This is a genomic window from Polynucleobacter parvulilacunae, assembly GCF_018881715.1.
Classification (GTDB): Bacteria; Pseudomonadota; Gammaproteobacteria; order Burkholderiales; family Burkholderiaceae; genus Polynucleobacter; species Polynucleobacter parvulilacunae.
Genome location: NZ_JACVPW010000001.1, coordinates 594,422 through 607,515 on the forward strand (window position 1 = coordinate 594,422; position 13,094 = coordinate 607,515).

General features: G+C 45.7%; 15 protein-coding genes and 1 pseudogene. 15 read left to right on the forward strand and 1 reads right to left on the reverse strand.

The features are described 5' to 3' along the window. The first annotated feature begins 43 nt into the window (after positions 1 to 43). From ICN18_RS03145 to hisD, 13 genes and pseudogenes are all read left to right on the forward strand, one after another. Positions 44 to 1,507: a glutamate synthase subunit beta gene (locus tag ICN18_RS03145; RefSeq protein ID WP_216189035.1), complete on the forward strand. Its 1,464-nt coding sequence runs from the start codon at positions 44 to 46 to the stop codon at positions 1,505 to 1,507. 10 nt (positions 1,508 to 1,517) lie between these two features. Next, on the forward strand, positions 1,518 to 2,369 hold the full coding sequence (locus tag ICN18_RS03150; protein WP_216189036.1) for an ABC transporter ATP-binding protein: 852 nt from the start codon (positions 1,518 to 1,520) through the stop codon (positions 2,367 to 2,369). Then, positions 2,369 to 3,157, forward strand: coding sequence for a lipid asymmetry maintenance ABC transporter permease subunit MlaE (gene mlaE / locus ICN18_RS03155; RefSeq protein ID WP_216189037.1), 789 nt, complete (start codon positions 2,369 to 2,371; stop codon positions 3,155 to 3,157). The genes ICN18_RS03150 and mlaE overlap by 1 nt, the downstream gene beginning before the upstream one ends. 21 nt (positions 3,158 to 3,178) lie before the next feature. After that, complete coding sequence (gene mlaD / locus ICN18_RS03160) at positions 3,179 to 3,661, forward strand: outer membrane lipid asymmetry maintenance protein MlaD (protein ID WP_216189038.1); 483 nt, start codon at positions 3,179 to 3,181, stop codon at positions 3,659 to 3,661. Further along, on the forward strand, positions 3,658 to 4,410 hold the full coding sequence (locus tag ICN18_RS03165; protein ID WP_255532052.1) for an MlaA family lipoprotein: 753 nt from the start codon (positions 3,658 to 3,660) through the stop codon (positions 4,408 to 4,410). The genes mlaD and ICN18_RS03165 overlap by 4 nt, the downstream gene beginning before the upstream one ends. 89 nt (positions 4,411 to 4,499) lie before the next feature. Next, the gene (locus ICN18_RS03170; protein ID WP_216189039.1) at positions 4,500 to 5,141 is read left to right on the forward strand and encodes an MlaC/ttg2D family ABC transporter substrate-binding protein; all 642 of its coding nucleotides are present in this window, start codon (positions 4,500 to 4,502) and stop codon (positions 5,139 to 5,141) included. Between the two features lie 18 nt (positions 5,142 to 5,159). Beyond that, positions 5,160 to 5,417 carry an STAS domain-containing protein gene (locus ICN18_RS03175; RefSeq protein WP_216189040.1) on the forward strand — a complete coding sequence of 86 codons (258 nt, stop codon included), beginning with the start codon at positions 5,160 to 5,162 and terminating at the stop codon, positions 5,415 to 5,417. Positions 5,418 to 5,422: 5 nt separating this feature from the next. Further along, positions 5,423 to 6,106, forward strand: a pseudogene (locus ICN18_RS03180) (ABC transporter ATP-binding protein); the annotation flags it as partial. Between the two features lie 65 nt (positions 6,107 to 6,171). Further along, the gene (locus ICN18_RS03185; RefSeq protein ID WP_216189041.1) at positions 6,172 to 6,960 is read left to right on the forward strand and encodes an ABC transporter permease; all 789 of its coding nucleotides are present in this window, start codon (positions 6,172 to 6,174) and stop codon (positions 6,958 to 6,960) included. 29 nt (positions 6,961 to 6,989) lie between these two features. Further along, a complete protein-coding gene (locus ICN18_RS03190) occupies positions 6,990 to 7,238 on the forward strand; it encodes a BolA family protein (protein WP_216189042.1) in 249 nt (82 codons plus the stop codon). A 63-nt stretch (positions 7,239 to 7,301) separates the two neighbouring features. After that, positions 7,302 to 8,576: a UDP-N-acetylglucosamine 1-carboxyvinyltransferase gene (gene murA / locus ICN18_RS03195; protein ID WP_216189043.1), complete on the forward strand. Its 1,275-nt coding sequence runs from the start codon at positions 7,302 to 7,304 to the stop codon at positions 8,574 to 8,576. Between the two features lie 20 nt (positions 8,577 to 8,596). Beyond that, positions 8,597 to 9,223 carry an ATP phosphoribosyltransferase gene (gene hisG, locus ICN18_RS03200; RefSeq protein ID WP_216189044.1) on the forward strand — a complete coding sequence of 209 codons (627 nt, stop codon included), beginning with the start codon at positions 8,597 to 8,599 and terminating at the stop codon, positions 9,221 to 9,223. A 26-nt stretch (positions 9,224 to 9,249) separates the two neighbouring features. Continuing rightward, positions 9,250 to 10,572, forward strand: coding sequence for a histidinol dehydrogenase (hisD, locus tag ICN18_RS03205; RefSeq protein ID WP_216189045.1), 1,323 nt, complete (start codon positions 9,250 to 9,252; stop codon positions 10,570 to 10,572). Between the two features lie 35 nt (positions 10,573 to 10,607). Here hisD and hisC read toward each other — a convergent pair whose 3' ends face one another. After that, positions 10,608 to 11,675, reverse strand: a complete 1,068-nt coding sequence (hisC, locus tag ICN18_RS03210; RefSeq protein WP_216189046.1) for a histidinol-phosphate transaminase — start codon at positions 11,673 to 11,675, stop codon at positions 10,608 to 10,610. A 116-nt stretch (positions 11,676 to 11,791) separates the two neighbouring features. On the opposite strand from hisC, the gene hisB reads away from it, so the two are divergent. Both hisB and hisH read left to right on the forward strand, forming a co-directional pair. Next, positions 11,792 to 12,379, forward strand: coding sequence for an imidazoleglycerol-phosphate dehydratase HisB (gene hisB, locus ICN18_RS03215; protein WP_216189047.1), 588 nt, complete (start codon positions 11,792 to 11,794; stop codon positions 12,377 to 12,379). A 49-nt stretch (positions 12,380 to 12,428) separates the two neighbouring features. Further along, the gene (hisH, locus tag ICN18_RS03220; RefSeq protein ID WP_216189048.1) at positions 12,429 to 13,085 is read left to right on the forward strand and encodes an imidazole glycerol phosphate synthase subunit HisH; all 657 of its coding nucleotides are present in this window, start codon (positions 12,429 to 12,431) and stop codon (positions 13,083 to 13,085) included. Positions 13,086 to 13,094 lie beyond the last annotated feature (9 nt).

Below are 13,094 nucleotides of genomic sequence, written 5' to 3' on the forward strand. Positions count from 1 at the left end.
ATCAATATAGATAGACATTAAGAAAAGATACTGAGGATTCGATATGGGTAAGGTCACTGGATTTATGGAGTTTGAGCGCGTTGGTGAAACGTACGAAGCGCCGGTTAAACGTCTACATCACTACAAAGAGTTTGTTGCCGCTTTAACTGACGAAGAAGCGAAGGTTCAGGGTGCACGTTGTATGGATTGCGGCATTCCGTTTTGTAATAACGGCTGCCCAGTGAACAACATCATTCCTGACTTTAATGACTTGGTCTTTCATGATGATTGGAAGAATGCATTGGATGTTTTGCAATCGACTAATAACTTCCCGGAGTTTACTGGCCGTATTTGCCCAGCGCCTTGTGAAGCTGCTTGCACTCTTGGTATCAACAGCACTGCGGTTGGCATCAAATCTATTGAGCATGCCATCATTGATAAGGGTTGGGAGAGTGGTTGGGTGAAGCCGCAACCACCTAAGACTAAGACTGGCAAGAAAGTAGCGGTTGTTGGTGGCGGTCCAGCAGGTATGGCGGCTGCACAGCAATTGGCTCGTGTTGGTCATGACGTAACTGTGTTTGAAAAGAACGATCGCGTTGGTGGCTTGCTTCGTTACGGTATTCCTGATTTCAAAATGGAAAAGTGGTTAATTGATCGTCGCGTTGAGCAGATGCAAGCTGAAGGCGTGAAGTTTGAGACAGGCGTTTTTGTTGGTAAAGAGGCGATTGGTGCTGAAGTAAAAAATTACTCCACTAAGACAGTTTCTCCTGAACAGTTGATGAAAGATTTTGATGCTGTTGTTATCACTGGTGGTGCAGAGCAGCCACGTGATTTGCCAGTTCCTGGCCGTGAATTGGCTGGCGTACATTACGCATTGGAATTCTTGATTCCGCAGAACAAAGAAAATGCAGGCGACTTTAAAAATGAAATTCGTGCAACCGATAAGCATGTAGTCGTTATTGGTGGTGGTGATACTGGTTCTGATTGCGTTGGTACTTCAAACCGTCACGGCGCCACCAAAATTACTCAGTTTGAATTACTCCCACAGCCTCCAGAAGTAGAGAACAAGCCTTTGGTATGGCCTTACTGGCCAACTAAGTTGCGCACCTCTTCATCTCATGAAGAAGGTTGTGATCGTGACTGGTCTGTTGGAACTAAGCGTTTTGAAGGCAAAAACGGCAAAGTTGAGAAACTGATTGGTGTTCGCTTGGAGTGGAAGGACGGCAAGATGGCAGAAGTGCCAAACTCTGAGTTTGAGATCAAGGCAGATTTAGTACTTTTAGCAATGGGCTTTGTTTCACCAGTTCAGCAAGTACTCAATGCATTTGGTGTTGAGAAAGATGCTCGCGGTAATGCAAAAGCGACTGTAGACGGTCAAAATGCCTATCAAACGAACGTTCCTAAGGTATTTGCTGCGGGCGATATGCGCCGTGGACAGTCTTTGGTTGTTTGGGCGATTCGCGAAGGTCGTCAATGCGCCCGTTCAGTAGACGAGTATTTAATGGGGTCTTCTGTTTTACCTCGATAATGTCGGGGATATGAACAGTGGTCAGCCAAATTCCTTGGATGTAAGCAAGCAAGCTGCGGGTGAAGTTGTCGTCTCGATCAAAGACGTCAACTTTTCCTACGCTCCAGGCGAGCGGCAGATTTTGTCGGGACTCAATATGGAGTTTCGACGCGGTCAAGTAGTTGCTGTAATGGGCGGCTCGGGTTGCGGTAAGACCACCATTCTTCGTTTGATTGGCGGTCAATACAACGCACAGTCAGGACAAGTTCTTTTTGAAGGCCAGGACATTGGCAAGATGAGTGGCGCTGAGTTAATGGCTGCTCGTCGTCGCATGGGGATGCTTTTTCAGTTTGGCGCTTTATTCACTGATCTTAGTGTTTTTGAAAACGTTGCCTTTCCATTGCGTGAACACACTGACCTTAGCGAAGAATTATTGCGTTCACTTGTATTAATGAAACTCAATGCGGTAGGTTTGCGTGGGGCACGTGACTTGATGCCTTCACAAATTTCTGGTGGCATGGCAAGGCGTGTTGCGCTTGCAAGAGCAATTGCTTTAGATCCGCCGCTTATCATGTATGACGAGCCATTTGCTGGTCTTGATCCTATTTCTTTGGGCATTACCGCGCGCTTAATTCGCGATCTCAATAATGCCCTGGGAGCCACGAGTTTATTGGTTACACACGATGTGGAAGAGACTTTTGCGATTGCAGATTACGTCTATTTTATTGCAAATGGTCGCATTGGTGCAGAAGGAACTCCTGAGGAATTGAGTCGCTCCACAGATCCTTTCGTTAGACAGTTTTTAGATGCTGCGCCTGATGGTCCTGTGCCTTTCCATTACCCAGGAATAAGTTTGGCAGAAGATTTTGGAGTGGGTAATTGATGACTAAGCTTCTAAATCTATTAGGGGATCTTGGATTTTTTGTACGGCGCAACTTGAGCAGCCTTGGTTTAGCTGCTCGCATGTTTGCTGCAGTGATTGTTCGTTCAGGATTTTTGCTTAAAAGACCGCGCTTGGTGATTGATCAAATTCTATTTGTTGGTAATCACTCATTTGTGATCATTGCGGTTTCAGGATTGTTTGTTGGTTTTGTTTTGGGATTACAGGGTTACTACACCTTGAATCGTTATGGATCAGAGCAGGCACTTGGCCTGTTAGTTGCCCTCTCTTTAACTCGCGAACTTGGCCCCGTCATTACCGCTTTATTGTTTGCCGGAAGAGCCGGTACTTCATTGACAGCAGAAATCGGTTTGATGAAAGCTGGCGAACAGCTGACTGCCATGGAGATGATGGCAGTTGATCCATTGGGCCGTGTGATTGCGCCTCGTCTTTGGGCCGGCATTATTTCTATGCCTATTCTGGCCACTATCTTTACGGCAGTAGGTGTTCTGGGAGGCTATTTGGTTGGCGTACCGCTTATTGGGGTCGATTCTGGCGCATTCTGGTCCCAAATGCAGGGTGGGGTCGACCTATTCTCTGATATTGGCAATGGCCTAATTAAAAGCATGGTGTTTGGTGTAGCGGTAACGTTTATTGCCCTTTATCAGGGCTATGAATCTAGGCCCACTCCAGAAGGCGTTTCGCAAGCAACCACCCGTACGGTGGTGATCTCTTCTTTATCGGTTTTAGCGTTAGATTTCTTGCTAACCGCAATGATGTTCTCAAATTAGAAAGAATAAACTGGGGCTCTTATGAGAAAAAGTGCAATTGACGTCTGGGTAGGAATTTTTGTTGCCATGGGTTTGTTGGCAGCATTATTCCTTGCACTCAAGGTTGGCAATATGAATGCAGTGTCATTCGCACCAACATACAAAATTTCTGCGCGCTTTGACAACATTGGTGGCTTGAAACCTCGCGCGCCTGTGAAAAGCGCTGGTGTAGTGGTTGGACGGATTGCCAACATCTCTTTTGATGACAAGACTTACCAAGCAACTGTTGTAATGACCATTGAAGATTCTTATAAGTTTCCGAAAGATTCTTCGGCAAAGATTTTGACATCGGGTTTATTGGGCGAGCAATATATTGGTCTTGAAGCAGGCGGCTCAGATGATATGTTGACGAATGGCGAGAAGATTTCTCAAACTCAGTCAGCCATTGTTTTAGAAAATTTGATTAGCCAATTTCTCTATAACAAGGCAGCAGATAGCGGCCAAGATAAGGGCACGGCAAAATGATGTTGATCATTCTGCGCAAAATCAAGCAGGCAGTTTTGCTGAGTTTGGTTTTTAGCATGGTCGGCTGTGCATCGATTCCTGCTGGCGCAGAGCGCTCTCCACAAGACCCTTGGGAGCCGTTTAACCGCTCGGTATTTGAATTTAACGAAGGCCTAGATGCTTATCTTTTAAAGCCAGTAGTTGCTGGTTATCGTTTTGTATTGCCTGAATTTGTGCGCGATGGAATTTACAACTTCTTTAGTAACTACAACGATATCTATACTGCGCTCTTTAATTTGTTACAGGGCAAGCCAGACTTTGCCTTTAATGATTTAATGCGAGTAGCGGTAAATACAACCATGGGATTGGGCGGACTGATTGATCTGGCAACTCCTGGCGGCCTCGAAAAGCACAAAGAAGACTGGGGACAAACTTTAGGTGTTTGGGGTGTGCCTTCAGGTCCTTATGTTGTTCTCCCTTTCTTTGGTCCAAGTAACGTACGCGATACCGTTGGTACCGTGGGAGATCTAGAGTCAGATTATCTATTTAGCTTTGTGAAGAATATCGGGCTTCGCAACAGTATTACTGGCTTGCGTGTAGTCAATGCACGTAATACTTATTACGAAGCGGGTGATTTGTTGGATGGTGCCGCAATTGATAAGTACAGCTTTGTGCGTGATGCTTATATTCAGAGACGAGCCTATCAAATAAATGAGGGTCGCGATGATGAAGAGCCTCAAATGCCGGTTTATGAGAATCCATACCAATAAGTTATAAAAAACAAGCAATAAGCAACAAGCAATGTAGTTTGAAGTGACTAAAATGACTCTCAATTTAGATAAAGATGGTGGGCGGGAAAATGAAAAGCTTTAAGCAAATCTTCGGTTTTATCTGTGCAGGCCTATTGCTCGCATCTGGAACTGTTTTGGCGCAAGTTCCCGATCAATCAACACCCCCCGATGCTTTAATTAAGATGGTGGTTACTGAGGTCATGGCAACCGTTAAGGCTGATCCAGATATTCAAAAGGGCAATATTCCTAAGATTGTGGATTTGGTTGATAAGAAGATTGTCCCGTATACCGATATGCGTCGCACAACAGAAATGGCGATGGGCCCTAATTGGAAAAAGGCAACGCCTGAGCAGCAAGCCCAATTAACTTCTGAGTTTAAAAATTTATTGATTCGAACCTACTCTGGTGCTTTGAGCCAATTGCGTGATCAGACTGTGCAATTTAAGGCTCTGCGAGCTGCCCCGGATGATAAAGAGGTGGTGGTTAAAACGGTTGTACTTGGCCGTGGAGATCCTGTACCTTTGGACTATCGTCTTGAGAAAACAGCGAATGGTTGGAAGGTCTATGACATGAACATCATGGGTGTTTGGTTAGTTGAAGCTTATCGCAATCAATTCTCAAACCAAATTAGTCAAAATGGAATTGAAGGTTTAGTGAAGTTTTTGCAAGACCGCAATAAGCAATTAGCTAGCGCTAAACCGGCCAATTAATTGCTAAGTACACAGATCATGCCTTTTCTTTTGCCAAAAAAAGTAACGCAAGAAAATGCCTTGCAATTGCAAAAAGAGGGCTTGTTAAGTAGCCCAAGCTTACGCTTGATTGATTGTTCTGAATTAAAAGACTTTGACTCCACCGTATTAACCGTTTTGCTGGCTTGGCAAAAAAAGCTTGTGGCTGAGGGGCAATCAATTTCGATTGAGCATGCCCCAGAAAAGCTAAAAGTCCTGGCTGGTGTTTATGGTGTTGCTGCACTGTTGGGTATGTGATGGCGATGCACCCTGCAATATCTATTCAAAATATATCTAAGCAGTATGGGGCTCTTCAAGCATTAGATGATGTGTCACTGACTATTGAGCCGGGCGAGTTCTTTGGCCTATTGGGTCCGAACGGCGCAGGTAAAACAACATTAATTTCTATTTTGGCTGGCTTAGTAACGCCTAGCCATGGTCATGCGGCGATTATGGGTGCTGATGTGCAGAAGGGTTTTCGTGAAGCGCGTCGTATGCTTGGCGTAGTCCCACAAGAGCTGGTCTTTGATCCATTTTTTACTGTGCGTGAGACTTTACGATTTCAATCCGGTTATTTTGGAATTAAAAATAACGATGCTTGGATTGACGAGATCATGGCCAATCTTGATCTCACCTCTAAGGCGGATAGCAATATGCGCTCTTTGTCTGGCGGCATGAAGCGTCGAGTGCTTGTAGCTCAGGCTTTAGTGCATAGACCACCAGTCATTATTTTGGATGAGCCTACTGCTGGAGTGGACGTTGAGTTACGTCAATCCCTATGGCAATTTATTAGTCGTCTCAATCAAGACGGCCACACGATTGTTTTGACTACACATTACTTGGAAGAGGCGGAAGCTTTGTGCCAACGCATTGCCATGCTCAAGCAAGGCAGAATTGTGGCCTTAGATACCACTGCTAATTTGTTAAGTCGTTATGGATCCGTCAAAAAAGATGGTGAAGGTAAAACAGATCTAGAAGAAGTCTTTGTCAATATTATGTCCGGAGGCGCTCTATGAAACACGGACTCAATAGGCCTGCATTGGAATATGGCAGCGGCTTCCCAACGCTATTATTTAAAGAGGTCAAGCGCTTTTATAAAGTTGCTTTCCAGACAGTAGCTGCCCCAGTTCTGACGGCTGTGCTGTATCTCATGATCTTTGGGCACGTGCTTGAAGGCAGGGAAGTTTATGGCCGCCTAAGTTACACCGCCTTTTTAATCCCGGGCCTAGTGATGATGAGTGTTTTGCAAAATGCTTTTGCAAATACATCTTCTTCTTTAATTCAGTCAAAAGTTACAGGCAACTTAGTCTTTGTTTTATTAGCCCCATTGAGTCACTTGGAGTTTTATGCTGCCTATATCTTGGCTGCAGTATTTCGTGGCATTGTGGTGGGGCTGGGTGTGTTGTTAATTACCATCTGGTTTGCAACACCTACCCTGGAATATCCATTGTGGATTTTGACCTTTGCCTTCTTGGGCGCAGCAATCTTAGGAAGTCTTGGTTTGATAGCTGGTATCTGGGCTGATAAATATGACCAGTTAGCCGCCTTTCAGAACTTCATCATCATGCCGGCAACCATGTTGTCAGGCGTTTTTTATTCGATTCATTCTTTACCTCCGGCATGGCAAGTGGTATCTCATTTCAATCCATTCTTTTATATGATTGACGGCTTCCGGTATGGCTTTTTTGGAGTTTCGGATAACTCTCCTTGGAGCAGCCTAGCGATTGTGTTCTGCTTCTTTGTGGTGGTATCGGCAATTGCTTTGCGTCTGCTACAAAAGGGCTATAAGCTCCGTTATTAATTATTGACATCCTGGTTTTAGGAAAAGAAATGCTACCCACACCCGAACAGATTGAAGGCTATATCAAGCAAGGTATTCAGTGCACCCATATACAAGTAGAGGGTGATGGCCAGCATTTTTTTGCAACCATTGTGAGCCCTGATTTTGAGGGTAAGCGTTTAGTGCAGCGTCATCAATTAGTTTATGGCGCAATGGGTGATCGCATGAAAGCAGAAGTGCATGCTTTATCTATCAAGGCGTTTACACCTGAAGAGTTTGCGCAAAATTCAGCGGCATAAAAATTACATCATTGCGCATTACGAATTGAATATTAATAAATAAGTTTTTACTGGAATCGTTTCATGGATAAATTACGAATGGTTGGCGGAACACCTCTCAAGGGAGAGGTAGTGATTGCTGGCGCTAAAAATGCCGCATTGCCGATTTTGTGTGCCTGTCTATTGACCGATCAACCGGTTGTTTTACGCAATGTTCCTGACTTGCAGGATGTGCGCACCATGCTCAAGCTTTTGCAAGAGATTGGTGTAACGGTAGATTTTCCAAATGCTGGCAATCGTAGCCACATGATTTTGAATGCAGCAGTCATTAAAAGTTCTGAAGCTACCTATGAAATGGTGAAGACCATGCGTGCTTCTATTTTGGTGCTTGGCCCCCTCTTGGCAAGAATGCATAGTGCCAAAGTGTCATTACCAGGTGGCTGCGCTATTGGCGCACGCCCAGTAGATCAGCATATCAAGGGTCTTAAGGCGATGGGTGCAAGTATCAAGATCAAGAGCGGCTATATCCAAGCTGAAACAAAGCCGCAGTCAGATCGCTTAAAAGGCGCCTCGATATTGACCGACATGATTACTGTGACTGGTACCGAAAATTTATTAATGGCCGCAACTTTAGCGTCGGGTACAACGGTTTTAGAAAATGCAGCACGCGAGCCTGAGGTTGGCGACTTGGCTGAGTTATTAGTAAAGATGGGCGCGAAGATTTCAGGGATTGGCAGTGACCGTTTGGTTATTGAGGGTGTTGAAAAACTTCACGGCGCAGAGCATTCAGTGATTCCAGATCGTATTGAGGCAGGTACATTCTTGTGTGCCGTAGCGGCAACTGGTGGTGAAATTACAGTCAAACACTGTCGCCCTGACACTTTAGACGCAGTGATCGTGAAACTAAAAGAAGCCGGTCTACAAATGGAGATTGGCCCCGATTGGATTAAGGCTTCGATGCATGGTCGTCCTAAAGCCGTCAATTTCCGCACTTCTGAATACCCGGCTTTCCCGACCGACATGCAAGCGCAGTTGATGACGGTGAATACAGTTGCATCAGGTACCTCCACTATTACGGAAACGATTTTTGAGAATCGCTTCATGCACGTACAAGAGCTCAATCGTTTAGGTGCTGATATAGCCATTGAAGGCAACACTGCAATTTCCCAGGGAGTAGAAAAGCTTTCGGGCGCAATTGTGATGGCTACAGATCTGCGGGCTTCAGCTAGTTTGGTAATTGCTGGGTTGGCTGCCCAGGGTGAAACCCAGGTAGACCGCATTTATCACTTGGATCGTGGCTATGACCGCATGGAGCATAAGTTAACCCTCTTGGGTGCCAATATTGAGCGCGTTAAGTAAGGCTGATGGATAATTAGTCCATGAAATTGACTTTAGCGCTCTCCAAAGGGCGCATCTTCGAAGAAACAGCAGAGATCTTATCTAAGGTCGGCATTGTGCCGCTGGAGGATCCTGAGAAGTCGCGCAAGCTCATTATTGAGACTACCAATCCAGATGTTCGTTTAATTATTGTTCGCGCTTCAGATGTGCCAACGTATGTGCAATTTGGCGGCGCAGACTTTGGTGTAGCTGGATTAGATGTTCTGATGGAAAAAGGCGCCGATGGTTTGTATGTGCCTTATGACTTAGATATTGCTAAGTGTCGTATGTCTGTTGCTGTGCGCGAGGGATTTGATTACGCTGCGGCGGTGAAGCAAGGCTCTCGATTAAAAGTAGCCACCAAGTATGTCAATTGCGCACGCGAGCACTTTGCGAATAAAGGCGTACATATCGATACGATTCAGCTCTACGGATCGATGGAGCTTGCCCCTTTAGTGGGTTTAGCTGACGCTATTGTGGATTTGGTTTCTACTGGCAACACTTTGAAAGCCAATGGTTTGGTCGAAGTTGAACCAATTGCCGATATCAGTGCACGTTTGGTAGTCAACCAAGCTTCGTACAAGCGCAAGCGTGCACAGTTGCAACCCATTTTTGAACTACTGAAGTAATCAGTAGCCACCAAGAGGTCGCATACATGCCTTCAACAATCAACGTTAAACGCCTTAATAGCAAGGATGCAGGCTTTAGAGAAATCCTGCTGTCTAGTCTTTCCTTGCCGTCGGCTGATGATGAGGCGATAGATGCTGCGGTAGTCAAGATTCTGGCGGCCGTTAAAGATCAGGGTGATGAAGCGGTTTTGGGTTTTACAAAACAGTTCGATCGTTTAAATGTTGCTAGCGTTTCTGAATTAGAAGTACCTCGCAAAGACTTAGAGCGGGCTTATCAATCTTTATCTGCTGAGCAAAAAAATGCTTTGGATGTTGCTGCGCAAAGAGTGCGCGCCTATCACGAGCATCAAAAGATTGAGGCGGGCTGTCATTCTTGGGAATATGAAGAAAAAGATGGCACACGCTTAGGTCAAAAAGTTACTCCATTAGATCGTGTTGGTATTTATGTGCCCGGAGGTAAGGCGGCTTACCCATCTTCAGTATTGATGAATGCGATTCCTGCAAAAGTAGCGGGTGTTGCCGAGGTTGTTATGGTGGTTCCTACTCCCGACGGTGCGCGCAACCCTTTAGTGCTAGCAGCAGCTTACCTTGCTGGTGTTGATCGTGTCTTTACGATCGGCGGTGCCCAGGCTGTTGGCGCTTTAGCTTACGGTACCAAAACCATTCCTTCGGTCGACAAAATTGTTGGACCAGGCAATGCTTATGTAGCCGCGGCTAAGCGAAGAGTATTTGGCATTGTGGGTATCGATATGATCGCAGGCCCATCTGAAATCCTGGTGCTCTGTGATGGATCTACAAACCCTGATTGGGTCGCAATGGATTTGTTCTCTCAGGCTGAGCATGATGAGCAAGCGCAATCGATCTTGTTGTGTCCAGATGCTGCATACATCGAGCAAGTCCAAGCAAGCATTAATAAGCTTCTCCCGGAAATGCCAAGAGCTAAAGTGATTGAAGCTTCCCTCACCAATCGCGCCTTGTTGATTCAGGTTAAGGATATGGCAGAGGCTTGTGCAATTGCCAATGCGATCGCTGCTGAGCACTTAGAGATTTGCACTGTGGATCCCCGTAAATGGGCAGAGCAAATTCGTCATGCGGGTGCTATCTTCATGGGCAACTACACCAGTGAATCCCTAGGCGACTATTGCGCTGGACCCAATCATGTATTGCCTACTGCACGTACAGCACGCTTCTCTTCACCTTTGGGCGTGTATGACTTCATTAAGCGTTCCAGCATGATTGAAGTTAGTGAGGCGGGCGCCCAAACCTTAGGTGCTGTGGCCAGTACCTTGGCTCATGGTGAGGGTTTGCAAGCTCATGCTCGTGCAGCTGAGATGCGACTCAAAAAGTAAGCGCGAAATAAACCTGCGCTTATTGATTTAAAAACTTAACTCAGTATTTCTTTTAAAGCGACGACGAGTTCGTCGCTTTGTTCATCTGTGCCAATCGTAATGCGTAAGAATTCATCTATTCGCGCAGATTTAAAGTGGCGCACGATGATGCCTCTGTCACGCAAGGCTTGATACAGCTTCACGCCTGCATGCTTAGGGTGACGGGTGAAAATAAAGTTTGCAGTTGACGGTAGCGTTTCAAATCCCAGGGCATTGAGTTGCTCAACTAACTTGCTTCGTGTTTGGATGACCTTGGCACAAGTTTCCTCAAGATGTGCTTGATCTTCAATGGCCGCAATGGCACCCGCTTGAGCAAGGCGGCCTAGTGGATAAGAGTTAAAGCTATTTTTGACTCGCTCTAATCCTTCAATTAAATCTGGATGACCAACCGCAAAGCCAACGCGCAGACCCGCTAGGGCGCGAGATTTGGAGAGTGTGTGAACAACTAGAAGATTTTCTGGGCAGCCCTTGCCACTTAATAACGGAATGCAAGATTCAGTTCCGTAATCGACGTAGGCTTCATCAATAACTAATACTGAATCTTTGTTGCGCGATAGTAAGACTTCGATTTCTGAACGAGGTATAGATCTGCCGGTTGGAGCATTCGGGTTGGGAAAAATAATTCCGCCGTTCGGAGTTTTGTAATCAGCAGTGTTGATCTCAAACTTTTCACCCAAGGGAATCGTTTGGTAATCAATGCCAAAAAGTTTGCAATAAACAGGATAGAAGCTGTAAGTAATGTCCGGAAAATGAACCGGCTTGCTTTGTTTGAGGAGTCCAGCAAATACGTGAGCCAAAACTTCATCTGAGCCGTTGCCCAAGAAGACTTGTTTTGGATCTAGGCCATGCAATTTGGCAATCGCTTTTTTGAGGGCCGCACCTTCTGGATCGGGATAAAGACGCAAATCTGCCGTATTTTGACTTTCGATTGCTGTGAGTGCCTTTGGCGATGGACCATAAGGGCTCTCATTGGTATTGAGTTTGACCAGCCGCTCCATTTGCGGTTGCTCCCCTGGAACGTAAGGGGTTAAGGCTTGGACAACAGGGCTCCAAAAACGGCTCATGAGGGTTCTCAGGTCAAAAATCACGATGAAAGTGCTGCACTAACGGTATTTAATTCTCTACTAGGAATGATATTATGAGGCTTCAATCAACACTTCGCCTCGCGGCGCAATGAAGCATGCGGCAAGCCGACGTTACCCGAAACACTTCGGAAACCAAAATTCAGATTTCCATCAATTTAGATGGTACCGGTAAGGCTGAACTAGCCTCCGGCGTTCCTTTTCTCGACCATATGTTGGATCAAATTGCGCGTCACGGCATGATTGACCTCAAAGTGGTTGCCAATGGCGATACCCATATTGATGACCATCACACTGTTGAGGATGTGGGCATTACTCTTGGGCAGGCATTTGCTAAGGCGGTAGGTGATAAGGCTGGCATTACTCGTTATGGCCATTCTTATGTCCCACTCGATGAGACTCTCTCTCGTGTTGTGATCGATTTCTCCGGCCGTCCAGGTTTGGAATTTAATGTTCCATTTACCCGTGCTCGTGTGGGTGACTTTGATGTGGACCTCAGCATCGAATTCTTCCGTGGTTTTGTGAACCATGCTGGAGTGACTTTGCACATTGATAACTTACGCGGTATTAATGCGCATCATCAGATTGAAACTGTCTTCAAGGCTTTTGGACGTGCTTTGCGTATGGCTTTGACGGTCGATCCACGTGCTTCTGGCGCCATTCCTTCAACCAAAGGCAGCCTCTAATCTAGATCTTCTAGTTGCCCGTTAGATAACAGCAAAGATAGGCTCAATTTTGGCGCAAACCATTGCGATCGTTGATTATGGAATGGGCAATCTCCGTTCTGTGTATCAGGCATTTCATCATGTCGCACCCACCGATAACGTATTGATTGCACATCAGCCAGAAGAAATTCGTTCGGCTGATCGTGTGGTGTTGCCTGGTCAAGGTGCAATGCCTGATTGCATGAAGCATCTAGAAGAATCCGGTTTATTGGAGGCCTTATTAGAGGCATCTAAAACTAAGCCGCTTCTGGGTGTGTGTGTGGGCGAACAAATGCTATTTGATAGAAGCGCAGAGGTCCGCGTGAATGAGCAATGGACGCCATGCTTGGGTTTGATTCCCGGGGAGGTTCGTCGCTTTGATTTGGTTGGCAAAAAGCAGCCAGATGGATCTGCTTATAAAGTCCCGCATATGGGTTGGAATCAAGTGCGTCAGGATCAAAAGCACCCCTTATGGAGTGGAATACCAGATTTAACGAGCTTTTATTTCGTGCATAGCTACTATGTTGTGCCGCAGCGCAATGAAGATATCGCTGGCTCTACTGAATATGGCGATTGGTTTACTTCTGCAGTGGCGCGAGATAATATTTTTGCAACTCAATTCCATCCAGAAAAAAGTGCAGAATACGGATTAAAGCTTTACCAAAATTTTGTTTCTTGGCAACCTTAATATTTATTA